The sequence below is a fragment of the Bradyrhizobium iriomotense genome, from assembly GCF_018129405.1.
GTDB lineage: Bacteria > Pseudomonadota > Alphaproteobacteria > Rhizobiales > Xanthobacteraceae > Bradyrhizobium > Bradyrhizobium iriomotense_B.
The window spans coordinates 326,974-352,518 of record NZ_JAFCLP010000001.1 but is presented as its reverse complement, the minus strand read 5'-3'; the positions used below and the strand labels follow the sequence as shown (position 1 = coordinate 352,518).

The following is a 25,545-nucleotide window of genomic DNA, read 5'->3' as shown; positions in this document are numbered from 1 at the left end:
CATTGCAGCATAATACTTCCTTAACCGCTCGCTTTGGGACCCGCAAAGGTAGTTCCCTGGGCTAGATTTCCCTCGACGCTGGCGCGTGACCGCGTTCAATCTTCGCCGGCGCATTAGCGTGCCCAAGGAGAAGCAGATGAAACGTCTCCAATTGGCGGCATGGGTGGTAGCCGTTCTGCTAGGCGTCGGCGTCGCGGTTGGCAGTCAGGCTGCGAACGCGAATGAAATTTACAGCTTGACCAAATTCACCTTCTGCGGGGTTCCGGTGCAAGGGGGCGCGAAACGCGTCACCATATCGTCGACGGCCGTCAGCGAGGGCGGGGCACGGGTCGCCAACGCCACCGAGGGACGCATCGTTCGCGTTTGTGAAACGGCCACAGGCCGCGAAATCGCGTCGCTTGCGGTGCCGAGCTCTCGCGGCCCGGATGATGACCTCATCCGCTTCGTCACGTTCAGTCCGGACGGCGCACGCCTTGTCACGGCTTCCGACGACCGGATGCTACGTCTGTGGGATATCGCCGGCGGTCGCGAACTCGCCACGCTCGAGCATCCATCGAGGGTCGCTTCCGCGACCTTTAGTTCGGACGGCACGCGGCTCGCCACGTCAACCAGCGACTATATCGTGCGCATCTTTGATGTTGCAGGCGGCCGCGAAGTTGCCGTGCTCCAGCCTCCATCGCCGGTCACGTTCGCCGTCTTCAGCCCTGACGGCAGACGCCTCGTCACGACCTGCTGGGAAGGTACGGTTCATATGTGGGACGCGGCCACCGGCCGCGAGATCGCCGCCATGATTGGGCATGACGCTAGGGCCATCAAGGCCCGCTTCAGCCCGGATGGTGCACGCGTCATCACTGCGTCCGAGGACAACACTGCGCGCATCTGGGATGCCGCGAGCGGTCGCGTGCTGCGTGTCCTCAAGCACAGCTCGCCGGTTCTCTCCGTAGCCTTCAGCGCGGACGGCACGCGGATCGTCACAAGCGCCGGGAACGAGGCGCGTGTCTTCGACGCCGCCTCCGGCCGCGAGATCGCCGTTCTGAAAGGGCACGAGAGCGACGTGAACGATGCAGTCTTCAGCCCCGATGGCGCGCGCATCGCCACTGTATCCGGTGATCGAAGCCCGCGCCTCTGGAATGCCGGCAGTGGCGGTACAGTTGCGGTGCTGAAGGGCGATCATTCCGCCACCAAGGCCGTTGCGTTCGGCCTGGACGGTCAGCGCATCTTCGCAGGAGGCGTTGGCGAGACGGTGATGTGGACGAAGCTCTCGGCGGCGAGGCTGCCCGACAAGACCGCCGGGCTGTGGTTCGGCAATTTTGGTCCGCCGAACGAGCCGGCGGAGATCACCAGGGACAGATGCAAGAGGACTCCCATCAAGATCAGCGCGGATGGGTTGATCGTCCTTTTTGAGGTCGGCAGTTCCGATCCGCCTCAGCCCATCCTGCATTTGCGTTGCGCGTCGGACCTGAGCTGTCAGGTTTTTACTGGAGCGCCGGATCAAGGGCTCGAGGCGCAGGGCACCGGTCACCTCGAGGTCTCGGGCGATGCCGGCAAGCTCTGCCTGGAAGGAGAATGCCGTCCCATCGCGCGCTGCCCCGCTCTCAACTGGACCGAGCAGGAGCGCAAGAGCGGCTTCGCCAAGCAATGGGAGATGGGGGTGGACGCGCCGCGACGGTGACAAGCCGCGGTCGTTGCGCGGCGACCGGGCCACAATGGACCGGAGGCTTGGCAGGGCGGTGCAAAGCCGTTAGAGGTTTGCCCTCTTTCCCGATCATCAATCAGAGTGGTTCATGTCGAGCGCCTCGTCCGCCGTCTCGATCGGCATCGATTTTGGCACCAGCAATACGGTCGTAGCCCTCGCGGCCGACGACCGCCGGGTCGAGGCCATCCGCTTCGATCACGGCGGACAGCGGCACAGCACCTATGTGTCGGCCCTCTGCTTCTGGGAGGACCGGCCGGGAGCCGGCGCCCAGGCCGAAGGCGGGCCGTGGGCGATCGAGACGTTCCTCGAAGGACGCCACGTCCACCGCTTCCTGCAGTCGTTCAAGACCTTTGCGGCGAGCAGCAGCTTCAACACCACGCAAGTGTTCAGGCAGCGCTTCAAGTTCGAGGACATCCTTGCGGCGTTCCTGCGCACGCTGGCGCGCCATGGCGGCGAGAAGTTCGGCTTCGAGACGTCCAACATCACGGTCGGCCGCCCGGTGCGCTTTGCCGGCGGCAATCCCGACGAGGCGCTGGCGATGCAGCGCTACCGGGCCGCGTTCGAGCGCTTAGGTGCCGGCCACGCGCGCTATGTCTACGAGCCCGTGGGGGCGGCGTTCTCCTTCGCCCGCAGGCTTGAGCGCGATGCCACCGTGCTGGTTGCGGATTTCGGCGGCGGCACCAGCGACTTCTCGGTGATGCGGTTTTCGCGCGCGGGCGGCACGCTTCGCGCCGAGCCGCTTGGACACGCCGGTATCGGCATTGCCGGCGATACGTTCGACTATCGCATCGTCGATCACGTCGTCTCGCCGCGGCTCGGCAAGGGCTCGAGCTTCCGCTCGTTCGACAAGGTGCTGCCGGTCCCGAGCGGCCACTACACCAATCTCGCGCGCTGGCATCAGCTCGCGATGATGAAGAGCAACGGCGATCTGCGCGAGCTCCGCGAGCTCGCGCGCACCGCGCTGAAGCCGGAGCTGCTCGAGGATTTCATCACCATCGTCGACCTCGACCTCGGCTTTTCGCTGTACCGCGCGGTATCCGACGCCAAGGTCGCGCTGTCGGGGCAGGACCAAGTGGACTTCCGTTTCAAGGGCGGCGGCGTCGACATCGGCGCGACCATCACCCGCAAGAATTTCGAATCCTGGATCGCCGACGATATCGCCCGGTTGGGTGCGACCGTCGACAAGGTGCTGACTGAAGCCGGCGTCACCGCGCGCGAGGTGGAGAAGGTGTTCCTGACCGGCGGCACGTCCTTCGTGCCCGCCGTCCGAAAGCTGTTCGCCGAGCGGTTCGGCAACGAGCGGCTGATGTCGGGCGACCAGTTCGAGTCGATCGCCTATGGCCTGGCCTTGATCGGGCACAGCCCCGATCCGGACCGCTGGACCGCAAGTGGCGGGCTTGCGCCGAAGGCGTAGCAGGCGGCGAGCCGCGTCCCTGCGGCGACGCTGTTCGGTCGCTATTTCTGCTGAATTCGGTTCAGGTAATCGATCACAGCGAGAATACGAGTCCGCACGACGACTTCCGGGTTTTGCTGCGGCCCGGCCTTTTGCCAATAATAAGGATCGACGGCGTGAGGCAGGTTGATGATGGGGTTAAACCGCTCGCCCCAGACCGGCATTTCACGGTTGCCGTGAGCTTTGACTGATTTCGACCCATATATGGTTTCGTAAACGGCGTTGGTGGGAAACACCCCGTTGTTGTTCTTGGTCAACATGGTCAAGTCGGAAGGCGGTGTCTTGAGCTGGCCGCTGACCGGTCCGTTGCCCTTTGCATCGGCGCCATGACAACTCGCGCACGAAGACTGAAATTCCGCCTTGCCGATATCAACTTCTTCGGCCTTGGCGGCGGTCGTGAAACCAGCGGCAAGACCGGCAATGATCAACCATTCGACAGCAGATCTCATCCTCTCGCCTCCGACGCAGCAGGGAAGATTTCTGCTCCTAGCCGCTTTGCCCTTTTGACGGTTTGACGCACATCAAGACCGCACACCGCAGGGTGGGCAAAGGCGCAGAGCGCCGTGCTCACCATCTTTCCGAGGTTGAGAGAGCATTGGTGGGCACGCTGGGCTTTGCCCACATACTGATGTCGTCGCTACTGGTTGATCTCCGGCTCGACGAGCTTCGCCAGATTCCGCAGCGATTCCTGCCAGCCGAGGTAACAGGCCTCCGGCGGGATGACGTCGGGGATGCCGGCCTGCGTGATGTCGACCTCGGTGCCGACCGAGACCTTCTTCAGGATCACGGTGACCTGGATCTCGCCCGGCAGATTGGGGTCGTCGAACCTGTCGGTGTAGCGCAGGCGTTCGCCGGGGACGAGCTCGAGATATTCGCCGCCGAAGGAGTGGCTGTTGCCCGTCGTGAAATTCCGGAACGACATCTTGAACGTGCCGCCGACCTTGGGCTCGAAATGATGCACCGTGCAGGTGAAGCCGTTCGGCGGCAGCCATTTCGCCATCGCATCCGCCTCCAGAAAGGCGCGATAGACTTTCTCCGGGCTGGTTGCGAGAATGCGGTGCAGGCGGACAGTGCTGGGCATGGTTGTTCTTCCTCTTGCAGCAATGGGCCGACATCAACGTCTCTCGCCCATTCATGATCCGAGGACGAGCCAGACATCGTCGATCCGACAGGACATCCAGAATTTTTTTGCAGAGTGTGACCGGAGTTCCAAGTCGCCGCGACATCCTGCGGCGTTATCGCGCAGGCAAGTCGCCGAACTTGTTGCGCTGTTCGGGACGGACAGCGTTCGCGCAATTCACCGGCGTGGAGGCCCCGATACACTTCGAAACACTCGAGTCAGATTTTAGCCTCTAGTCCCGGCGATGGGTTTGCCGCCGGTCGCGTCCTGCGACGTGGCTGCGCTACGAATCCATCGCACCAGGGGACATTGCGACATGAAGCAGACGACGCTGCGTTACCGGGCCTTGCGCCGAGTCCGCAGCTTGCCAGCGGAGACCGCCTCGAGATTGCTCGGAATGCCGGCCGTCAGTCGAGAGTTGAACAAGGCCTACGAAGAGGCGCGCGCATCTCACAAGCCGCGTCTGCCCAAGCTCTCGCCGCTCGGCATGGACATTGTCGCCGGGCTGGAGAAGAACGGCGTCTACATCACCTCGCTCGACAAGCTTGATCTGCCCGGCACCGACGCGCTCTGGGCATCGGCAACGGGCATCGCGAATGCTTATTCCCGCCGTGCCGGAACGGGCGAATTTGCCGACGAATATACCGTGCAGGTCGGCGCCGAAGATCTGATGCGTCATCCGCATATCGTCCGCTGGCCCCTCGACGATCGCATCCTCGACATCGTTGAGACCTATCTCGGCCTGCCTGCAGCATATGACACGCTGAATCTCTTCTATACCCTGGCCGATGGCCGGCAGGTCGCAGCCCGAAGATGGCATCGCGATGTCGAGGATCGGCGGATGGTCAAGGTGATCGTTTACCTGCACGATGTCGATGAGGACACCGGGCCGCTTGAAATCCTGCACCGTTCCTTTCCCGGCAGCGACATGCTCGACGGCGCCAACTTTCCGGTCCTGACGCAGGAAATGCTGGAGGAGAGGTTGGGCGCAACGCTGGATCGCGGTGATGTGACGACCTGCACTGGGAGGGCCGGTACCGTGATCTTCGCCGATGTCGCAAGCCACTACCATCGTGGGCGGCCGGCGATCGCCCGCGACCGTTGCGCGCTCTTCTACAAATTCTTCTCGCGATCGCCGCTTCGGCCGTTCTTCTGCGAGCGGCACGTGTTCTCACGCGAGCAGCTCTCCGAGCTTGCGGCCGGCCAGACAGACCGCGCGCGCGATTGCATGCTGTGGCACTCAGGCGTCCCTCTGCTCGCGCGGATCGTGCCGCGGGCGCGGTATTAGCCGGATCGAAGCCAGCGTGAAATCAGAGGGCTCCGTTGCGCAGGATAGTTTGGGCCTTTGCCGTCACGGCGCCGATTTCGACCTCCTGTCACCGGCGCAAAGCCCGCGTGAGATGTGTCAGCTTCGAGTCCTCAAACCTGCGAAGATTCCATTCAAGCTGCGCGATTAAATCTGCCCGAAGCCTTGCTAATGTCGATGGCGAGGTATAGCGTCGCTCTATTCGTTCAGCCGCTGTGCTTGTTGAATGCGCCCGCGGGCTCCTTTTCCAGAGACATCGACGAATTGAATCGATCTGCGTGAGCGTCACGCGGAATGCGCGCCTATGCGCTTTGGAGAAGAGAATGGCGACAGGTACTGTGAAGTGGTTCAACGGCCAGAAGGGCTTTGGATTCATTCAACCCGACGACGGCGGCAATGACGTGTTCGTTCACGTCAGCGCGGTCGAGCGGGCTGGTCTTGCGGGTCTCGCCGAGGGCCAGAAGGTCAACTTTGAGACCAAGACCGACAAGATGCGAGGCAAGGTCAGCGCTGAGAATCTATCGCTGGCTTGAGCTCTGTACTGCCGTTTCACGGATGTACTGAAACGGCCATGCGACCCGCTCGATCGTAAGGATTGAGCGGGTTTTCTCCGTTGCCGGGCAGGTGAGAGATGAGCGCCAGGAGATCGGCCGAACCGTCGCCCGAAGCCATCGCGCGCTCCGAGCGTCAGCGCCTGGCGGCTGAAGAAGGTGCACGCGCGATCGCGGATGTCGAAAGGCGGGGCGATCGACGTTCGCAGGAACATGGCGCGGCTTCGCGAGCTGCGCGAGGCCAAGGAAGCAGCTGAGCAAGCGGCCGACGCCAATCTTCGCGCATCGTTGCCGGCGCCTGCACCGAAGAAGCGGACGAGAAAGTTGCCGCGATAGCCGCATTCACCAGTGTCGCCGAGAAGCTGAAGAGGGCCGTTCACATGCGAAAGAGTGCAGGTCGTGCCTAGGATCAAGCCGGATGCCGGCGGCACAATCACCTTCTTTCTCGCGCTCGGCGCAGGCCGACAGCTATGCCGTCTTGCGACCACCTTTCAGACGCAGAAGCAGGCCTTCAGTTATCTTCAGAAATACCGGACGGAGTTCGAGCGTATCGCGCGGGCGCGACTGGCTTCCGGCGAGCTCGAGGACGGCGTCGTCGTCCTCTCGATGCTCTAGACTGAAGTCCGGGGCCGACCTCAATCGTTCGACCGGGCGGTTCCGAAGAGAAATGCCGCCCGAAAGATCGGACCATTGGCATCGCGAACCTCGATCGCCAGACCGCGGCCACTCGCGGACGGCGGAAGGTCCTTGGCGCTATCGGCAAGAGACAGCGCAGCTTCGATCTCGGCAGCTCTCTGGTTCGTCAGACTCAGTCCCTCTTCGTCCACAGCAAGTGCCTTGCCGTCCCTGATGTCGAAGTAATAATGCGGCACCGGCACTGCCTTATCTGGGACGATGTCCCTGCTTGGCCTCTCGCGCCAGTCGTTCCGCTTTCAGGCGCTCGCGATTTTCATGAAGAGACTGTTGCGCCTTCGCATAGTCGGTCATCGGCTTCTTGGTCTCGACCGGCTTGAATGCCTTGTTGGCCTCCCGCAGAGCCCGGGACGCGGGATGATCTCTCATCATCTTGACCTCGATTGGATGTTCAGGCGCGATCTCGAAACGCGCCGGACCCGGCGTGTTCGGCTCGCGGGCTGCAGTGGTCGACTTGTCGTTGGATGGCCCGCCTGCGCTCCCACGAGCGCGCCCCTGCAGAGACAACGGGGCGGAACCCCGCCTGTTCCAGGGAGGCGACCTTAATTCGACATCGATTGCTTCTCGGAGGATCGCAGGACCACCTCATCTGGCGCCAACAAGAAGGCCGCCGCAATCGGAGGCCACAGGGCTGACGCCTGGGGTCAGTGCGGATTGCGTGATCGAGTAAGGTCCCGCACTCCAGACAGCATCGTGAACGCCCGTCACTTGGTGATGACGTGCTTCGTCGGCGTCACTGCGGGCGGCGGTGCCGCCGGCGAAATCACGAACGTCACCCACGCATTCCAGCCCTCGGGCCGGTTTTCGGCGGCAAATTCCTTGTAGCCCTTGAAGTTGAGGTAGCCCTGTTTGTCGCCGACCGGGAAGATGAATCCGATCTGCGGCCCGATCCCGCCCACGCGCGAGCGGAAGCAGCCGACGCGATCGCCGGATCCGCTGTCGCAGCCGAGCTGCTGGTAGACATAGCCGACTAAACCCACCTGCACCTGCTTGCTCAGGAACTGGGATGCGCCCCAGTCGAAGTGCATGTCCACGCCACTCTGATACTGCGTATCGGTGTTCTTGAAATTGTAGGTGAACCCGAGCACGCCGGACAGCTCATGTCCGGTCTGCGGATTGAAATAGGTATAGCCGCCGCCCGCGTCGATCGCACCGTGACCGATCCCGATATTGGCGAGCCGAGTCGACTGGTAAGCCCCGACCGGAATATCGCCCGTGATGTATGTCATGTAGTTGTTGACACCGGCATTCCAGCGCAGCGCGAATTGCGGGATCACATCGCCAAAGCCGGTCACGGAATCGCTGATGGAATCGAAGCGCGAGAACGGAATCGAGCCGAGCGGCGTCGCAAGTGTTCCCGTCACCAATCCGTTCAGCGAAGTCGTGTTTGTAGCGTAGACTCCAAGCAGGGTGGCCGAGGCCTGACCGCCCAGCACCGGCGTTGCGAAGACGTAGGTCGCATTCAAGATGCCGAGATCGACGTTCGCATTGACATTGGCGTTCAACGTGGCCGTCAGGTTCGCAGGGATACGTCCGATCTGAATTTCGCGCGCCCGCGCCACGTCACCGCCGGCGGACACCGAGGTGTGATAGTAGATCGCAGCGGCCGTCCAGCCCGGTTGCTGAGGTGTGGCAGCAAGGCTGCCGAATAGGCCCGGAATCCAGAAGCTGATACCGCTTTCGTCGGCCAAGGTCTTGGTCGGTATTGATGCCAAGGCCGCAAATGCAAGAGCGGCAAACGCTTTCGTCAATCGCATGGTGACTCCTCCCGGACCACGAGCTTCGCTCAGTGGGAGCGCCTGATTTGTTGCGGATCATATGACCGAGCCGACCGGACTTGCCATAGCTGCCGATGCGCCGGGAATTTTTGGCATCCGGGTGTAGCAAGATAACAACACTACCGCGCCATGATACCAGCGCATGGAAATAAGGCCGCGGGAGTTTACGGAAAAACGGCGCTCCTCTGTCTCCGGCCTGTCCGCTTCCGATCCGTCATCCTGATCTGTTGATCCATATCAAACCCTTTTTCGGGCCGCCGTAAAATGATTGCGCCTCATTTGAAGGGGAGTAATTGCAATGAGCGCTGCGCGATCCTTTCATCTTGTCGCATTTTCACTGACCCTTGCGCTCTCGTCGCCGGCATTCGCACAGCAAGCCCAACAGGCCGCACCACCTCCGGGCTCGCCCGCCGCGACCATCACCATTCCCGGCAATCAGCTGCCACCGCCGCCGCAGAAGTTCGGCGGCAAGATCGAGCGCGACGCGCGCAATTCTACTCCTTTCTGGCCCTCGCGCGTGGTGCCGCCCAAGGGCGCACCGAACGTGCTGCTCATCATCACCGATGATGCCGGCTACGGCGTGCCAAGCACGTTCGGGGGCGTCATTCCAACGCCGGCGCTCGACCGCATCGCGCAAAGCGGACTGCGCTACACCAATTTCCATTCAACGGCGCTGTGCTCGCCGACGCGCGCAGCGCTGATTACGGGGCGCAATCATCATTCGGCGGGCTACGGCGTGGTCGCCGAGCAGGCGACCGGTTACCCCGGCTATGACAGCATCATCACCAAGGACAAGGCCACGATCGGCCGCATCCTGACCGACAACGGCTATCATACGGCATGGTTTGGCAAGAACCACAACACGCCGGAATACCAGGCGAGCCAGGCCGGCCCGTTCGACCAGTGGCCGACCGGCATGGGCTTTGAATATTTCTACGGCTTCATGGGGGGCGATACCAATCAGTGGGAGCCCGGCAATCTCGTTCGCAACACCACGGCAATCTATCCCTACCAGGGAAATCCCGGCTGGAATCTGGTGACGGCGATGGCGGACGACGCCATCGACTATGTCAATCGCATGAACGCGCTATCGCCGGATACGCCGTTCTTCATCAAGTTCGCGCCCGGCGCGACGCATGCGCCGCATCATCCGACCAAGGAGTGGGTGAAGAAGATCGGCGATATGCACCTGTTCGACCAGGGCTGGAACAAGCTGCGCGACACCATCTTCGACAACCAGAAGAAGCTCGGCGTGATCCCGCAGAACGCAAAGCTCACGCCGTGGCCGAAGGACCTGATCAAGGAGTGGGACCAGCTTTCCGCCGATGAGAAGAAGCTGTTCATCCGCCAGGCCGAGGTATTCGCAGCCTTTGCGGCTTACGCCGACAACGAGATCGGGCGGGTGATCCAGTCGATCGACGACATGGGAAAACTCGACAATACCCTGATCATCTACATCGAGGGCGATAACGGCACCAGCGCCGAAGGGCAGCCGAATGGCACGCCGAACGAAGTGGCGATGTTCAACCAGATCAACCCGTCGGTCGAGGACCAGCTCAAATATTTCTACGACGTCTGGGGCACCGACCGCACCTACAACCACATGTCGATCGGCTGGGCCTGGGCGTTCGACACGCCGTTCTCCTGGACCAAGCAGATCGTCTCGCACTTCGGCGGCACGCGTCAGGGCATGGCGATCTCCTGGCCGGCGGTGATCAAGGACAAGGGGGGGATCCGCCAGCAGTTCCACCATGTGATTGACGTCGTGCCAACTATCCTTGAGGCGTCGAAGATCAAGGCCCCGGACATCGTCGATGGCATCCCTCAGAAGCCGATCGAAGGCGTCAGCATGATGTATACGTTCGATGCCAAGAACGCGAACGCGCCGTCGACGCACAAGACGCAGTATTTCGAGATGTTTGCGGACCGCGCGATCTATAGTGACGGCTGGATCGCCAGCACCAAGGTGCTGCGGCCGCCGTGGGTGACGGTGGCCAAGCTGCCGGCTCCCGGCGACTATCCTTGGGAGCTGTACGATTTACGCAACGACTGGACGCAGTACGAGGACGTGGCAGCCAGGAATCCAGCCAAGCTGAAGGAACTGCAGGCACTGTTCTGGAAGGAGGCGGAAAAGTATCAGGTACTGCCACTGGACTCGTCCGTGGCAACTCGCATTATCACGCCGCGTCCGAGCCTGAGCGCGGGTCGGACAAGCTTTGCCTGGTCGCGGCCGATGACCGGCGTGCCGAACGGTGATGCGCCGAGCCTTCTCAACTCCTCTTACGTCTTCAAGGTGGACGTGGAAATTCCGCAGGGCGGCGCTCAAGGCATGCTGGTGACCCAGGGCGGCCGTTTCGGCGGTTACGGCTTCTATGTGCTGAAGAACAAGCCGGTCTTTACCTGGAATCTCGTCGACCTCAAGCGAGTGCGCTGGGAAGGAGGGTCTGAGCTCACGCCTGGCAAGCACTTGATCGAGTTTGCCTTCAAGTATGACGGTCTCGGCGCAGCGACCATGCTGTTCGGCGATTACAGCGGCATCGGAAAGGGCGGCACCGGCACGTTGAAGGTCGACGGCAATGTGGTGGCGACGGAGAAGATGGAGCACACGCTTCCCTTAATCCTGCAATGGGACGAGGCGCTGGACATCGGTTCAGACACCGGCACGCCGGTTGACGACAACGACTACCAGGCACCGTTTGCCTTTACCGGCAAGCTCAACAAGGTTAGTTTGGATATCGACCGGCCAAAGCTGAGCCCGAACGACATCAAGCGGCTGCAGGAGGCCGCGCGCGCCGCCGGGGATGGTCCGTCAAGCGATGCCGGCAAGACGGCTTCGGCCGAACCGCAAGTCGGCACCGTCGGCCTGAGCCTCGTCGACAAAATCCAGTTGCGGATCGACAAGCGCGAGGGTTGCCGCAAGCAGGCGGAGGCGAAGGATCTTGGTATGGTGGACCGCGTCAAGTTCGTTCAGGAATGTGTCAGCCAATAGCTCGGCGCGAGACCGCCGGGAAGCCAATCGGCTTCCCGGCGGCCAAATGCACGCGATGCGCGATCGGAGAAGCTCATGAAGAACGGTCGTTGGATCTTCATTGCAACGCTTGCACTGGTCGACGTCTTGGCCGTCGGCCGCATTTCAGCGCAGGGCGCGGCGGAGACGCTTCAGGGCATGCTTGCCGCACAAATCCGCTCGCAGGGGTTTACTTGCGACAAGCCGCTGGGCGCAACCAAGGATGCCGCGCGCTCGAGGGCCGATCATGGGGTCTGGGTGCTTAGATGCAGCAATGCGAGCTATCGGGTGAGCCGCTGGCCGGACATGCCCGCCAAGGTCGAGCCGCTGCGGTGACGAGGCGCGCCAGCACCGAACGGCGGTGACATGCAAAGCGTAACAGATCTGATCCCAATCACACCTTCGATCAACGAACTTGGCCGCATCATCGCCAATGTTGCAGCGCCCGCATTCCTGCTCGGCGCGGTCGCTGCGTTCATCTCGGTCGTGATTTCGCGGATCAACCGGGTGATCGACCGCTCGCAGTTCATTCACGGCATTCCCGCAGGCGATTCTGCAAGAGTCTTCCTGAAAGCCGATCTACCGCGGCTCCGGAAGAGGGCGAGGCTTCTGAACCGATCGCTGTTCTGCTCCGTCATCGCAGCGATCCTCACGGCCCTCATCATCTTCGTTGCCTTCGTCAGCGCGCTCCTGCAAGTCGCACACGAATACGGCGTGGCGATCCTGTTCATGGCGGCCATGCTGATGTTCAGCGCCGCCCTCGTCGATCTGGCGCGCGAAACCAGAATTGCGCTTCACGACAATGACCTTCACGTGTAAGCCGAGTGGCGGAGCGGCTGGAGCGGTAAGCAGACGTGACACGAGGCTCGCGAAAGAACCGCAAGAACGGCAAGCTCCGCAAGGCGCCAGCGCCCGAACCGGTGCAGTCCGCGCCGCAGCCGCTGCAAGCCAATCACAGCGCCACGAGGCGCTGGATCGTCGGTGCGAGCGCAGTGGTTGCCGTGATCGCCGTCGTTGCCGCGATCGTCGTCGGACTGCAGTGGTTCGAACCATCGAAGGCTCCCGTCCAGACGTCGGCGCCTGCCGAATTGGCTTTCGTCGGCAGCGAGTCCTGTGCCGGGTGTCACGAAGCGGAAGCAAGACTCTGGCGGGCCTCGCAGCACCGCCGCGCCATGGATCACGCGACGGCGCAGTCCGTGCGCGGCGATTTCAACAGCGCGACTTTCGACTACGCCGGCGCGCGCTCCCGCTTCTTCCGCAAGGACAACAAGTTCCTGGTCGAGACCGACGGGCCTGACGGCAAGCTCGCGACCTTCGAGGTGAAATACACCTTCGGCATCGACCCGCTGCAGCAATATCTGATCCAATTCCCGGATGGCCGTGTCCAGGCCCTGTCCATCGCCTGGGACACGCGGCCGAAAGAGCAGGGCGGTCAGCGCTGGTTTCATCTCTACCCGGACAGCGCCATCACCAGCAGCGATTCCCTGCACTGGACGAAGCTGAACCAGAACTGGAATTTCATGTGTGCGGAGTGCCATTCGACCGATGTGCACAAGGGCTATGACGCCGAGAAGGATCGCTTCGCCACCACCTTCTCCGAGATCAGCGTCGGCTGCGAGGCGTGCCACGGCGCCGGCTCGCGCCACGTCACCTGGGCGCGCAGCAAGCCGGCGGCGCGCGAGGCCGATAACGGCCTGCTGGTCCGCTTCGATGAGCGCACCGGCATCACCTGGTCCGCCTCCGCCGGCACGTTGACGCCGGTACGCAGCGCGCCGGCGCCGGCGCTGCGCAAGGAGGTCGAGACCTGCGGGCGCTGCCACGCGCGCCGCGGGCAGCTTTCGGAAGACTGGATACCGGGCCGACCGCTCTCTGACACGCACCGCGTATCGCTGCTCGATCGCCAGCGCTTTCATGCCGACGGCCAGATGCGCGACGACGAGGAGACCTACAATTACGCACCGTTCAAGCAGAGCAGGATGTTCGCCAAGGGCGTGACCTGCAGCGACTGCCACGACCCGCACAGCGCAACGTTGAAGGCGCCCGGAGACGGCGTTTGTTGGCAGTGCCATACGCCCGCTAAATATGAATCCACCGCGCACCGGCATCACGCCGATGTCTCGCCGCCGCCGGGCTGCCCGTCCTGCCACATGCCGGAACGCCGTTACATGGTCGTCGACCGCCGCCACGACCACGGCTTCCGCGTTCCGCGTCCCGATCTCTCGCTGCAGACGGGAGCACCGAATGCGTGCAACGACTGCCATCGCGACAAGCCGGCGGCCTGGGCAGCGCATCAGATCGAGGGCTGGTTCGGGCCAGAGCGGCGCGGCCATCAGACCTATGCGCGTGCGTTTCATGCTGCCTGGAGCGAAGCGGCCGACGCGCAAGTGCAGCTTATCGCAATCGCTGGAGCAGCTGACGTCCCCGGTATCGTCCGTGCCAGCGCGCTGGCGGAGCTTCCGGCACCGGTTCTCGATCTGATCCGGCAGGGGCTTTCCGATTCCGATCCGCTCGTGAGGCTCGGCGCGCTCGATCGGCTCGAAGGAGTGCCGGCCGATCAGCTCTGGCCGCTCGCTTCGCCGCAGCTGGGCGATCCCGTGCGTGGTGTGCGCATTCGCGCCGCCGAACTTCTGGCCGCCATGCCCCCAGCGCGCCAGCCAGCGGCCGATCGCGACAAGTTCATGCAGGCGGCTGCCGAATTCATTGCTGCGCAGAAGCTGAATGCTGATCGGCCGGATTCGCGAACGGCGCTCGGCGACTTCTTCCGGCGCCAGGCCAATCCCGGCGCCGCGGAGGCCGAATACCGCGCCGCCCTCAGGCTCGATCCCTCGTTTGCGGCGGCCGCCGTCAACCTGTCCGACCTGTATCGGCAGCTCGGACGCGACAGTGATGGGGAGAAAATCCTGCGTGAAGCACTCTCCACGTCGGCGCAGGACGCATCACTCCACTACGCGCTTGGTCTGACACTCGTGCGCCAGAAGCGCAGCGAGGAGGCCCTCGACGAGCTGCATCGGGCTGCCTCTCTTGACCCCGGCCAAATGCGGTACGCCTACGTCTATGCCGTCGGACTGAACGGAATGGGTCGGCGCGACGATGCTCTTTCTGTGCTGGACCAGAGCCTGCGCGGTCATCCGAACAATCTGGAGCTGCTCTCAGCCGCTTTGAGCTTCAGCAGGGAAAAGGGAGACATCGCGGCGGCGCTTGGATACGCCGAGCGACTGGCGCGCCTCCGGCCTGACGATTCGCGTCTAGCCGACCTGATCAGGGAGCTGAAGCGATAGATGGGTGGGGGAGAGCCGGATGCCCGTTGGTATCGGGCACGATGACGAACCTCAGGCGGACAAATCCCAATGATAGACTTCTACCCCTGTTTTGCCCGACGGGTCAAAGCGATTTTCGCCAAATCAGAAATACCCTTTGATGCCAAGGGGGGCGCTACTGTGCATGGGGTTGTTTTTCCATTTTTTAGTTTGAGCCCTGCGACTGCACGCATTCACAAGCAAAAAGGCCGCCCCTTCGGGCGGCCCTTGCGTATCGTTCGAGGCGGTGTCGCTTACTCAGCGGCCTGCTTCTGCGGCGGGTCGAGTGCGCCGGACTTGTGGATGTCGGCGACCTGGTGATCGCTGAAGCCGAGCACCGAGCGCAGGATCTCGTCGGTGTGCTCGCCGAGCAGCGGCGAACGCTGCACGTCGCTCGGGCTATCCGACAGCTTGATCGGGTTGCCGACCGAGATGTACTTGCCGCGGGTGGGGTGGTCGACCTCGACCACGGTGCCGGTGGCGCGCAGCGACTGGTCCTCGGCGATCTCCTTCATCGACAGGATCGGGCCGCAGGGGATGTCATCCTTGTTGAGGATTTCCATCGCCTCGAACTTCGTCTTCGTCATCGTCCACTGTTCGATGCGGCCGAAGATCTCGTTCAGGTGGGGCAAGCGCGCCGCGGGCTTCGCGTACTTCGGATCGGTCTTCCAGGTCGGCTCGCCGATCACGTCGCAGATCTTCTCCCAGACCGGGGCCTGGGTGATGAAGTAGATGTAGGCGTTGGGATCGGTCTCCCAGCCCTTGCACTTCAGGATGCGGCCGGGCTGGCCGCCGCCGGAATCGTTGCCGGCGCGCGGCACCGCGTCGCCGAACGGAATGCCTTCGCCGAACTGGCTGTATTCCTTGAGCGGGCCGTGAGCGAGGCGCTGCTGGTCGCGCAGCTTGACGCGGGCGAGGTTGAGCACGCCGTCCTGCATCGCGGCGGTGACCTTCTGGCCCTTGCCGGTCGTGGTGCGCTGGTGGAGCGCGGCCAGGATGCCGATCGCGAGATGCAGGCCGGTGCCGGTGTCGCCGATCTGCGCGCCGGTGACGAGCGGCAGGCCGTCGCGGAAGCCGGTGGTCGAGGCGGCGCCGCCGGTGCACTGCGCGACGTTCTCGTAGACCTTGCAGTCTTCATACGGTCCGGGACCAAAGCCCTTGATCGAGGCGACGATCATCCTCGGGTTGAGGCTGTGGATCTTCTCCCAGGGGAAGCCCATGCGGTCGAGCACGCCGGGGCCGAAATTCTCGACCAGCACGTCGCACTTCTTGATCAGCTCGGTGAGGACTTCCTTGCCCTTGGGGTTCTTGGTGTCGAGCGTGATCGAGCGCTTGTTGTGGTTGAGCATGGTGAAATACAGGCTGTCCACGTTCGGGATGTCCTGCAGCTGGCCGCGGGTGATGTCACCCACGCCCGGGCGTTCCACCTTGATCACGTCGGCGCCGAACCAGGCGAGCAGCTGCGTGCAGGTCGGTCCGGACTGGACGTGGGTGAAGTCGAGAATGCGAACGCCCGTGAGCGCTTTGGTCATCATGTTGCTCCGTACTCTGTGTCTGCCCCTGCTAACCACAGGGAATATGGGTTGAAGGGGAGGACTTACTTCTTCTTCTGCAGGACGCTCTGCGGATTGAGGTTGCCAATGCGGCCGCTCTCCGAGCCCGCGGCCGGATCGATCACCGCATTGATGAGCGTCGGCTTGCCGGACTTCATCGCCTCGTTGACGGCGCGCTTGAGCTCGTCGGGCGAGGTGGCATTCACGCCGACGCCGCCGAAGGCTTCCATCATCTTGTCGTAACGCGCGCCCTTGACGAACACGGTGGTTGCCGGATCGGAGTTGGCGCCGTTGACGTCGGTGCCGCGATAGATGCCGTCATTGTTGAAGATGACGACGCAGATCGGCAGGTTGTAGCGGCAGATGGTCTCGACCTCCATGCCGGAGAAGCCGAACGCCGAGTCGCCTTCCACGGCGAGCACGGGATGGCCGGTCTCGAGCGCGGCCGCGATCGCCTGGCCCATGCCGATGCCCATCACGCCCCAGGTGCCGACGTCGAGACGCTTGCGCGGGCGGTACATGTCGATGACGCCGCGGGCGAGGTCGAGCGTGTTGGCACCTTCGTTGACGAGGATCGCCTCGGGATACTCCTTGACGACGTTCTTCAGCACGCCGAGCGCGCCGTGATAGTCCATCGGCGACTTGTTGTTCATGAGCTTCGGCGCCATCTTGGCGACGTTCTCTTCGCGCTTGGTCGAGACGGCCTTGGTCCAGTCGGCCGGCGGCGCGGTCCAGCCGGTGCCCATCGCCTGGTTGAAGGCGGAGACGACCGAGCCGATGTCGCCGACGACGGGCGCAACGATCTCGACGTTGGAGTCCATTTCCTTCGGCTCGATGTCTACCTGGATGAATTTCTTCGGCGTTTCGCCCCAGCTCTTGCCCTTGCCGTGCGAGAGCAGCCAGTTCAGCCGGGCGCCGATCAGCATGACGACGTCGGAGTCCTTCAGCACGGTCGAGCGCGCCGCACCGGCGCACTGCGGATGGGTGTCGGGGAGGAGGCCCTTGGCCATGCTCATGGGCAGGAACGGCACGCCGCTCTTCTCGACGAAGCTCTTGATCTCCTCGTCGGCCTGCGCGTAGGCCGCGCCCTTGCCGAGGATGATGAGCGGACGTTTTGCGTTCTTCAAGACATCAAGCGCGCGCTTGACCGAGGCGGGCGAGGGGAGCTGCGCGGGCGCAGCGTCGATCACCTTGACCAGCGACTTCTGGCCGGCCTCGGCGTTCATCACCTGGCCGAACAGCTTTGCCGGCAGGTCGAGATAGACGCCGCCCGGACGGCCCGAGACCGCGGCGCGGATGGCGCGGGCAAAGCCGATGCCGATGTCCTGGGCGTGCAGCACGCGATAGGCCGCCTTGCACAGCGGCTTGGCAATCGCGAGCTGGTCCATTTCCTCATAGTCGCCCTGCTGGAGGTCGACGATCTCGCGCTCGGAGGAGCCCGAGACCAGGATCATCGGGTAGCAATTCGTGGTGGCGTGCGCGAGCGCGGTGAGGCCGTTGAGGAAGCCGGGCGCCGACACCGTGAGGCAGACGCCGGGCTTCTTGGTGAGGTAGCCGGCGATGCCTGCGGCGTAGCCGGCGTTCTGCTCGTGGCGGAAGGAGATCACGCGAATGCCGGCGGCCTGCGCCATGCGGCCCAAATCCGTGATCGGGATGCCCGGCACATTATAGATAGTGTTGATGCCGTTCAGCTTGAGCGCGTCGATGACGAGATGAAAGCCATCCGTCAGTTCCTGCTCGGTGCCCGGTGCTTCGGACTTGGTCGCGGTATTCAGCATGGGCCTTGTCTCCCTGGTCTCAAGTAGTGGGGCGAATTTTTCGCCCTTCTGGTGAACGTTGCTAAGTGAACAGTTCCTGGCCGTGCGCTTCGACGTAAGCGGCAAGGCCAAGGGTGTGGTCGCGGGCGCGCTTCTCGGCGAGCTCGGTGTCGCGCGCTTCGAGTGCTTCGATCATGCCGAGATGCTCGGGCAGCGAGGTCGCGGTGCGATCCTTGCGTCCGATGGTCAGCTGGCGATAACCGCGCACATGCAGCAGCAGGTCGTTGGTGAGATCGACCAGGACAGGGGATTCCGACAGCGAGATCAGCGCCTGGTGGAAGGCGATGTTGGCCTTGGAGTATTCCTCCACATGATCCTCGGGCAGGCGGTCCTTGCCGAAATCCTTGAAGAAGTCGCGCAGCGCCGTGATGTCCTTCTTGCGCGCGGTGGTGGTGATGAGGCGCGCGGCCATGCTCTCCAGCGCCGCCCAGGCGCGGATCATGTCGACGATCTCGCTCTTGGTCCTGCGCACCACCATGATGCCGCGGCGTGGAACGGTCTTCACGAAACCGTCCTGCTCGAGCATCGCGATGGCTTCGCGGATCGGCGTGCGGCTCACACCCAGTCGTTCGGACAGCGCGCGCTCATCGAGCATCACCGGCTCGGGCGTCGAGTAGATGTCCATCTTGAGGATGGCTTCCTTCAAGGCGTCATACGCCTTGTTCTTGAAGCTGCTCTCCGGGGCAATACGAACGATTGCGATGTCTGCCTCGGCCATGTTCGGCAACGCCTTGGTTGGTTTCCGTAGTGACACGACGAATCTCCTCCAGTGGGAGTCGTCTTTTACAGGAATATTGACGGGAAAGTTTTTGGCATACCACATGCCAGAATGTCAAGCTGCCTATTTTTTGCGGCGTTCCAAGGCATGCCCGAGCTTGACAAGTTGGCTTCTGGCATACCAAATGCCATCGCCAGCCATTTTTGATCCTAGCCGGCGGAGTAGTCTCAGGCTTATGCCACTCCGTTCCGCGGCATGGAACAGAGCGCGGCGAATGGCAAGCATCACGGGCGGCCGCAACATGCGCGCGCTTTGCAAAGAACGAACCGAGGTCAAGGGAGAAGCCACATGTCCAATTCCAAAGATGCCGTCCGCAAGGTGCTCGACCAGGTCAAGGCGGACAACCGCACCAGCCTGACGGCGCCGGAAGGCAAGCTGGTCTGCGACGCCTACGGCATTCCGGTGCCGAAGGAAGGCGTGGCCAAGTCGGCGGGCGAGGCCGGCAAGATGGCATCGTCCATGGGCTTCCCCGTCGTGATGAAGATCGTCTCGCCGGACATTCTCCACAAGACCGAGGCCGGCGGCGTCATCGTGGGCCTCAAGACGGTCGAGGATGCCGAGAAGGCCTATGAGACCATTCTCGGCAATGCCAAGAAGTATAAGGCCGATGCCAAGATCGAGGGCGTCCAGGTGCAGCAGATGCTGGCCGGCGGAACCGAGGTCATCGTCGGCTCGATCACCGACGGCTCGTTCGGCAAGCTGGTCGCCTTCGGCCTCGGCGGCGTGCTGGTCGAAGTGCTGAAGGACATCACTTTCCGCCTCGCGCCCGCGACCAAGGAAGACGCGCTCTCGATGCTCGACGGCATCCAGGCGCACGAGATTTTGAAGGGCGTTCGTGGCGGCGAGCCGGTGAACCGCACGGCGCTCGCGGACGTCATCGTCAAGGTCTCGCAGCTCGTCACCGATTTCCCCGAGATCGTCGAGCTCGACCTCAACCCTGTGTTCGCGACCCCGAAGGGCGCGACCGCCGCCGACGTCCGCATCGTCGTCGATTTCGCCTATGTTCCCAAGCCGAAGCCGCGCCCGACCGAAGAGATCGTCGCGGCGATGAACCGCATCATGCAGCCGAAGGCGGTCGCCGTGGTCGGCGCCTCCGCGGAGGACGGCAAGATCGGCAACTCCGTGATGAAGAACCTCATCAACGGCGGCTACAAGGGCGAGATCTATCCGATCCATCCCAAGGCGGCCGAGATCCTCGGCTACAAGGCCTATAAGAGCGTCAAGGACGTACCGGGCGTGATCGACGTCGCGGTGTTCGCGATCCCCGCCAAGTTCGTGGCTGCCGCGCTCACCGAATGCGGCGAGAAGAAAATCCCGGGCGCGGTGCTGATCCCGTCGGGCTTCGCTGAAGCCGGCGCGCCGGAGCTGCAGGCCGAGATCGTCGAGGTCGGCAAGAAGTACGACATCCGCCTGATGGGGCCGAACATCTACGGCTTCTACTATACGCCGGCCAATCTCTGCGCGACCTTCTGCACCGCCTATGACGTCAAGGGCCACGCGGCGCTGTCGTCGCAGTCCGGCGGCATCGGCATGGCCATCATCGGCTTCTCGCGCTCGGCGAAAATGGGTGTGTCGGCGATCGTCGGCCTCGGCAACAAATCCGATATCGACGAGGACGATCTGCTCGCCTTCTTCGAGCAGGACCCGAACACCAATCTGATCGCGCAGCACTGCGAAGACCTCAAGGACGGCCGCGCCTTCGCGGAAGCCGCCAAGCGCGTCTCCAAGAAGAAGCCGGTCGTCGTGCTCAAGGCCGGCCGCACCTCGGCCGGTGCGAAGGCTGCGTCCTCGCACACCGGCGCGCTCGCCGGCAACGACCGCATCTATGAGGACGTGTTCAAGCAGTCCGGCGTGATCCGCGCCCGCAGCCTGCGCCAGCTGCTCGAATTCGCCCGCGGCGTGCCGGTGCTGCCGACGCCGAAGGGCGAGAACGTCTTGATCATCACCGGTGCCGGCGGCTCGGGCGTGCTGCTGTCGGACTCCTGCGTCGACAACGGCCTGTCGCTGATGTCGATGCCGCCGGATTTGGATGCGGCGTTCCGCAAGTTCATCCCGCCGTTCGGCGCGGCCGGAAATCCTGTGGATATCACCGGCGGCGAGCCGCCGATCACCTACGTCAACACCGTGAAGCTCGGCCTGTCGGATGAGCGCATCCACGCGCTGATCCTCGGCTACTGGCACACCATCGTCACCCCGCCGATGGTGTTCGCCCGCAACATGGTCGAGGTGAAGAAGGAGATGGAGGCCAAGGGCTTTGTGAAGCCCATGGTCGCCTCGCTCGCCGGCGACGTCGAGGTCGAGGAAGCCGCCGAATATCTCTACCAGCACGGCATCCCGGCCTACGCTTACTCCACCGAGCTGCCGGTCGAGGTGCTCGGCGCCAAGTACAAATGGGCGCGCGGGGCAGGGCTGCTCTGAGTCGTCTTGATGTTCGCCTCTCCCCGCTCGCGGGGAGAGGCCGAATTCGAGCAAGGCTCGAATTCGGGTGAGGGGGACTCTCCGCGAGTCCAACTCTCACCGTCCTTGTGGAAGCTCCCCCTCACCCCGACCCTCTCCCCGCAAGCGGGGCGAGGGAGAACGGTCAGGTCGCGATGAGCAAGAACGTGATCCGGCGCAAATCGCTCGAAGCCCGGTCGCCATTGGAGGCCGAGCATGAGGCGCGCGACGGCGGCGTTCAGTCCGTCGACCGCGCGCTGTCGATTCTTGAAACGCTGGCCGAGGACGACGAGGGCTATCGCCTCAGCGATCTTGCCGTGCGCACCGGCCTGTCGGCCTCGACCGTGCACCGCCTGCTGGCGACCCTGGAAAGCCGCCGCTTCGTACAGTTCGACCGCGCCGAATCCAAATGGCATGTCGGCGTCCGCAGCTTCACGGTGGGCGCCAGCTTCGCCCGGCGGCGCAATTTCTCGGCGCAGGCCGTTCCTTACTTGCGCAAGCTGCGCGATCTCACCCGCGAAACCGCCAATCTCGCCGTCGTCGACGACGAGTTCATCATCGTGCTGACCCGCATGGAGAGCCGCGAGATCATGCGCTCGCTGACCAAGGTCGGCGGCCGCGTCCCCATGGTGACGTCGGGCGTCGGCAAGGCGGTGCTTGCGACCTATTCCGACGAGGACGTCGGCGCCGTCATCCGCCATCACGGCATGCCCCGCCTGACCGGAAAGTCGATCGTGCGGCCGAGCGACCTGTTCAGGGAGCTGGAAAAGATCCGCAAACAGGGCTTTGCGGTCGACGACGAGGAGGCCTGCATGGGCCTGCGCTGTATTGCCGCAGTCGTCTACAGCGACTGCGCCGAGCCGCTGGCCGCGATCTCCGTCTCAGGCATGACCAGCCGCCTGACCGACGACAGGCTACCGGAAATCGGCCAAATCGTGCGCGAAGTCGCCGCTGAACTGACCGTCGCGCTCGGCGGGGTGATGCCGACCTCCAGCTGACCGGGAACCCAGGCCTGTCGCTGGACAGCATCGGCCGTTTTGGCTGATATGCGACCAAACGACACAATGCGGCAAACGATCAACACGTCCGCACCAGCCTGGAGAATGCCCCCATGTTTCGATTTCCCGCGTGCCTTGTCGGCGCGGCCGTCGCGCTGACCCTTGCGGCAGCGACGCCTGCCTTCGCCCAGCAGCTCGAGCTCAAGCTGATGGCGCCGGCGGCCCCGGGCGGGGGCTGGGACCAGACCGCGCGCTCGATGCAGCAGGCGCTGGTGGCCTCCGGCGTGGCGCGCAGCGTCCAGGTCACCAACGTTCCCGGCGCCGGCGGAAGCGTCGGCATCGCGCAGTTCGTCAACGGCGCCAAGGGCGACGGCAACCAGATGATGGTCAACGGCTTCGTCATGGTCGGCGCGCTCGCCATGAACAAGTCGCCTGTCACCCTCGACCAGGTGACGCCGATCGCGCGCCTCACCGAGGAAATCCAGGTGATCGTGGTGCCCGCAAATTCGCCGATCAAGACTGCGCAGGATCTGGCGGCCGCAGTGAAGGCCGATATCGCCAAGGTGACCTTCGCCGGCGGCTCGGCCGGCGGCGTCGACCATGTGATGGCGGCGCTGTTCGCCGGCGCCGTCGGCGCCGACGCCAAGAAGATCAATTACATCCCGTTCTCCGGCGGCGGCGAGTCGCTCGCCGCGATCCTCGGTGGCAAGGTCACCGCGGGCATTTCGGGGCTTAGCGAGTACGAAGGGCAGATCAAGTCCGGCAAGCTGCGCGCGATCGGCGTGACCTCGGAGAAGCGTATCGCAGGCAGCGACATCCCGACATTCAAGGAGCAGGGCATCGACCTCGTGATCGCCAATTGGCGTTCGGTGGTCGCGCCTCCCGGCATCACGCCGGAGCAGCGCAAGACTTTGAGCGATGCGGTCGAGAAGATGGTGAAGTCGGACGCCTGGAAGGAGATCCTCAAGCAGAAGGGCTGGGAGGACGCCTATCTCGGCGGCGACGCCTTCGCCGACTTCCTGAAGAAGGAGACGGTGCGCGTCACCGACGTGCTGAAATCGGTCGGCCTCGTCAAATCATGACCTCAGGCGATCCTGCGCAGCCGCGGCGCGTCGATCGCGCCGGCATCGTCATCGCCGCCTTGCTCGCGCTACTTGCCGTGGTGCTGGTCTGGGACGCGCGCGGCCTGCAATCTGCCGCGATGTACGGCATGGGGCCGGAGGCGATGCCGGTCGTCGTCGCCAGCGGCCTTGCGCTGCTCGCGATCGGCAATTTCATCGATGCGCTGCGCGGCAATTTGCCGGCGCGCGAGAGCACCGATCCCGTGCCGGTGCTTCTGATCCTCGTCGGCCTGGCATTGCTGATCGCCATCATCGGCTTCGGCGGCGGCTTCATCCTGGCGACATCGGCGCTGTTCGTGACGACGTCGGCAGCCTTCGGCCGCCGCGCCGTCCTCGTCGACAGCGTCATTGCCCTCGTGATGTCGACCCTCATCTATCTCGCCTTTGACCGGCTGTTGACGCTGAGCCTTCCGGCGGGCCCTCTGGAGCGACTGCTGTGATGGACACATTTGCCGCGCTGGCGCACGGCATGGCCGTTGCCGTCCAGCCGATGAACCTGCTCTACGCGCTGATCGGCGTGTTCCTCGGCACGGCCGTGGGTGTGCTGCCCGGCATCGGCCCGGCGCTGACGGTCGCGCTGCTGTTGCCGGTCACCTACAAGCTCGACCCCGGCGGCTCGCTGATCATGTTCGCCGGCATCTATTATGGCGGCATGTATGGCGGGTCGACCACCGCGATCCTGATCAATACGCCCGGCGAAAGCGCTTCGATGGCGACCGCGCTCGAAGGCAACAAGATGGCCAAGGCCGGCCGCGGCGGTCCGGCGCTGGCGACCTCTGCGATCGGCTCTTTCGTCGCCGGCACCATTGCGACCATCGGACTCGCCTTTCTCGCGCCATGGCTGGTCGATGTCGCCGTGCGCTTCGGCCCCGAGGATTATTTCGCGCTGATGTGCGTCGCCTTCGTCACGGTGTCCGCGACCTTCGGCGACTCCCCGATCCGCGGCCTGACCAGCCTGTTCATCGGCCTGACGCTCGGCCTCGTCGGCATCGACAAGCTGACCGGGCAGGCACGGCTTGCGTTCGGCGTCCCTGAATTGCTCGACGGCGTCGAGGTGACGACGCTGGCCGTCGGCCTGTTCGCAGTAGGTGAAGCGCTCTATGTCGCGTCGCGCCGCCACCACACTGAGGAAAAGCTCGAGCCGGTGCGCGGCTCGCTGTGGATGACGAAGGAAGACTGGAAGCGGTCATGGAAGCCGTGGCTGCGCGGCACCATGTTCGGCTTCCCGATCGGCGCGCTGCCGGCGGGTGGCGCAGAGATCCCGACCTTCCTGTCCTATTCGACCGAGAAGCGGCTGACGAAACATCCCGAGGAATTCGGCAAGGGCGCGATCGAAGGCGTCGCCGGGCCGGAAGCGGCCAACAACGCCTCCGCCGCCGGCACGCTGGTGCCGCTCTTGACGCTGGGACTGCCGACCTCGGCGACCGCCGCGATGATGCTGGCGGGCTTCCAGCAATACGGCCTCAACCCGGGGCCGCTGCTGTTCGCCGAGCGGCCCGATCTGGTCTGGGGACTGATCGCAAGTCTTTTCATCGCCAACATGATGCTGCTGGTGCTCAACCTGCCGCTGGTCGGCCTGTGGGTGCGACTGCTCGCGATCCCGCAGCCCTGGCTCTATGCCGGCATCCTCGTGTTCGCCACCATGGGCACCATCGCGGCAAAGCCGTCGGTGGTGGAATTGTCGATGCTGGCCGGCTTCGGCGTGCTCGGCTTCCTGATGCGCCGGTTCGATTTTCCGATCGCGCCGGTCGTGGTCGGCCTGATCCTCGGCCCGATTGCCGAGAGCCAGCTGCGCCGCGCGCTCGCCATCAGCCTCGGCGATCCCATGACGCTGCTGCAGAGCCCGATCTCGGCGACGCTGCTCGGTGTCGCGCTGATCGCGCTGCTGGCGCCCTTCGTGCTGAAGGGGCTCGGCCGGTTCAAGCCGAATGAGGACTAGCCG

The 25,545-nt window shown here is 63.8% G+C and carries 22 protein-coding genes and 1 pseudogene; 15 read left to right on the top strand and 8 right to left on the bottom strand.

Annotated features, from left to right (window positions below; all coding sequences use genetic code 11):
* The first annotated feature begins 136 nt into the window (after positions 1-136).
* Positions 137-1,672 (top strand): WD40 repeat domain-containing protein, encoded by a 1,536-nt coding sequence (locus JQ592_RS01430; protein ID WP_211401140.1) that lies wholly within the window; start codon positions 137-139, stop codon positions 1,670-1,672.
* Positions 1,673-1,784: 112 nt separating this feature from the next.
* Positions 1,785-3,110: an Hsp70 family protein gene (locus tag JQ592_RS01425; RefSeq protein ID WP_211401139.1), complete on the top strand. Its 1,326-nt coding sequence runs from the start codon at positions 1,785-1,787 to the stop codon at positions 3,108-3,110.
* A gap of 41 nt (positions 3,111-3,151) precedes the next feature.
* On the opposite strand, the gene JQ592_RS01420 is transcribed toward JQ592_RS01425, so the two are convergent.
* Both JQ592_RS01420 and JQ592_RS01415 read right to left on the bottom strand, forming a co-directional pair.
* Positions 3,152-3,598: a c-type cytochrome gene (locus tag JQ592_RS01420; RefSeq protein WP_211401138.1), complete on the bottom strand. Its 447-nt coding sequence runs from the start codon at positions 3,596-3,598 to the stop codon at positions 3,152-3,154.
* Positions 3,599-3,786: 188 nt separating this feature from the next.
* Positions 3,787-4,230: an SRPBCC family protein gene (locus JQ592_RS01415; RefSeq protein WP_211401137.1), complete on the bottom strand. Its 444-nt coding sequence runs from the start codon at positions 4,228-4,230 to the stop codon at positions 3,787-3,789.
* 355 nt (positions 4,231-4,585) lie between these two features.
* Between JQ592_RS01415 and JQ592_RS01410 the strand changes: the two genes are divergently transcribed.
* The 4 genes and pseudogenes from JQ592_RS01410 to JQ592_RS01400 all read left to right on the top strand — a co-directional run bounded on the left by JQ592_RS01410 (position 4,586) and on the right by JQ592_RS01400 (position 6,741).
* Entirely contained in the window at positions 4,586-5,557 is a 972-nt protein-coding gene (locus JQ592_RS01410; protein ID WP_211401136.1) for a hypothetical protein, read from the top strand.
* A 341-nt stretch (positions 5,558-5,898) separates the two neighbouring features.
* On the top strand, positions 5,899-6,108 hold the full coding sequence (locus tag JQ592_RS01405; protein WP_080135923.1) for a cold-shock protein: 210 nt from the start codon (positions 5,899-5,901) through the stop codon (positions 6,106-6,108).
* 98 nt (positions 6,109-6,206) lie between these two features.
* Positions 6,207-6,462 (top strand): annotated as a pseudogene (locus JQ592_RS38185) (transcriptional regulator).
* Between the two features lie 54 nt (positions 6,463-6,516).
* The gene (locus JQ592_RS01400; RefSeq protein WP_211401135.1) at positions 6,517-6,741 is read left to right on the top strand and encodes a hypothetical protein; all 225 of its coding nucleotides are present in this window, start codon (positions 6,517-6,519) and stop codon (positions 6,739-6,741) included.
* A 20-nt stretch (positions 6,742-6,761) separates the two neighbouring features.
* Here JQ592_RS01400 and JQ592_RS01395 read toward each other — a convergent pair whose 3' ends face one another.
* The 3 genes from JQ592_RS01395 to JQ592_RS01390 form a co-directional block, all read right to left on the bottom strand.
* Positions 6,762-7,004, bottom strand: a complete 243-nt coding sequence (locus JQ592_RS01395; RefSeq protein WP_246820166.1) for a DUF6894 family protein — start codon at positions 7,002-7,004, stop codon at positions 6,762-6,764.
* A gap of 4 nt (positions 7,005-7,008) precedes the next feature.
* A complete protein-coding gene (locus JQ592_RS38180; RefSeq protein ID WP_430642383.1) occupies positions 7,009-7,188 on the bottom strand; it encodes a hypothetical protein in 180 nt (59 codons plus the stop codon).
* Positions 7,189-7,523: 335 nt separating this feature from the next.
* Positions 7,524-8,576 carry a SphA family protein gene (locus tag JQ592_RS01390; RefSeq protein WP_433996390.1) on the bottom strand — a complete coding sequence of 351 codons (1,053 nt, stop codon included), beginning with the start codon at positions 8,574-8,576 and terminating at the stop codon, positions 7,524-7,526.
* A gap of 319 nt (positions 8,577-8,895) precedes the next feature.
* Here JQ592_RS01390 and JQ592_RS01385 point away from each other — a divergent pair, with 319 nt between their 5' ends.
* The 4 genes from JQ592_RS01385 (at position 8,896) to JQ592_RS01370 (ending at position 14,882) form a co-directional block, all read left to right on the top strand.
* Positions 8,896-11,586 (top strand): arylsulfatase, encoded by a 2,691-nt coding sequence (locus tag JQ592_RS01385; RefSeq protein WP_211401134.1) that lies wholly within the window; start codon positions 8,896-8,898, stop codon positions 11,584-11,586.
* 75 nt (positions 11,587-11,661) lie between these two features.
* The gene (locus JQ592_RS01380) at positions 11,662-11,940 is read left to right on the top strand and encodes a hypothetical protein (protein WP_211401133.1); all 279 of its coding nucleotides are present in this window, start codon (positions 11,662-11,664) and stop codon (positions 11,938-11,940) included.
* A gap of 30 nt (positions 11,941-11,970) precedes the next feature.
* Positions 11,971-12,423, top strand: a complete 453-nt coding sequence (locus tag JQ592_RS01375) for a DUF2721 domain-containing protein (protein ID WP_211401132.1) — start codon at positions 11,971-11,973, stop codon at positions 12,421-12,423.
* Between the two features lie 35 nt (positions 12,424-12,458).
* Positions 12,459-14,882 carry a cytochrome c3 family protein gene (locus JQ592_RS01370; protein WP_211401131.1) on the top strand — a complete coding sequence of 808 codons (2,424 nt, stop codon included), beginning with the start codon at positions 12,459-12,461 and terminating at the stop codon, positions 14,880-14,882.
* A gap of 272 nt (positions 14,883-15,154) precedes the next feature.
* Here JQ592_RS01370 and frc read toward each other — a convergent pair whose 3' ends face one another.
* From frc to JQ592_RS01355, 3 genes are all read right to left on the bottom strand, one after another.
* A complete protein-coding gene (frc, locus tag JQ592_RS01365) occupies positions 15,155-16,432 on the bottom strand; it encodes a formyl-CoA transferase (protein WP_211401130.1) in 1,278 nt (425 codons plus the stop codon).
* 65 nt (positions 16,433-16,497) lie between these two features.
* The gene (gene oxc / locus JQ592_RS01360) at positions 16,498-18,231 is read right to left on the bottom strand and encodes an oxalyl-CoA decarboxylase (protein ID WP_211401129.1); all 1,734 of its coding nucleotides are present in this window, start codon (positions 18,229-18,231) and stop codon (positions 16,498-16,500) included.
* A 61-nt stretch (positions 18,232-18,292) separates the two neighbouring features.
* Positions 18,293-18,988, bottom strand: coding sequence for a GntR family transcriptional regulator (locus JQ592_RS01355; protein WP_164936202.1), 696 nt, complete (start codon positions 18,986-18,988; stop codon positions 18,293-18,295).
* Between the two features lie 348 nt (positions 18,989-19,336).
* Here JQ592_RS01355 and JQ592_RS01350 point away from each other — a divergent pair, with 348 nt between their 5' ends.
* The 5 genes from JQ592_RS01350 to JQ592_RS01330 all read left to right on the top strand — a co-directional run bounded on the left by JQ592_RS01350 (position 19,337) and on the right by JQ592_RS01330 (position 25,542).
* Positions 19,337-21,466, top strand: a complete 2,130-nt coding sequence (locus tag JQ592_RS01350) for an acetate--CoA ligase family protein (RefSeq protein WP_211401128.1) — start codon at positions 19,337-19,339, stop codon at positions 21,464-21,466.
* 173 nt (positions 21,467-21,639) lie between these two features.
* Positions 21,640-22,482: an IclR family transcriptional regulator gene (locus JQ592_RS01345; protein WP_211401127.1), complete on the top strand. Its 843-nt coding sequence runs from the start codon at positions 21,640-21,642 to the stop codon at positions 22,480-22,482.
* A gap of 113 nt (positions 22,483-22,595) precedes the next feature.
* A complete protein-coding gene (locus JQ592_RS01340) occupies positions 22,596-23,564 on the top strand; it encodes a Bug family tripartite tricarboxylate transporter substrate binding protein (RefSeq protein ID WP_211401126.1) in 969 nt (322 codons plus the stop codon).
* Entirely contained in the window at positions 23,561-24,043 is a 483-nt protein-coding gene (locus JQ592_RS01335) for a tripartite tricarboxylate transporter TctB family protein (protein WP_211401125.1), read from the top strand. The genes JQ592_RS01340 and JQ592_RS01335 overlap by 4 nt, the downstream gene beginning before the upstream one ends.
* Entirely contained in the window at positions 24,043-25,542 is a 1,500-nt protein-coding gene (locus JQ592_RS01330; protein WP_211401124.1) for a tripartite tricarboxylate transporter permease, read from the top strand. The genes JQ592_RS01335 and JQ592_RS01330 overlap by 1 nt, the downstream gene beginning before the upstream one ends.
* The last annotated feature ends 3 nt before the right edge of the window (positions 25,543-25,545 follow it).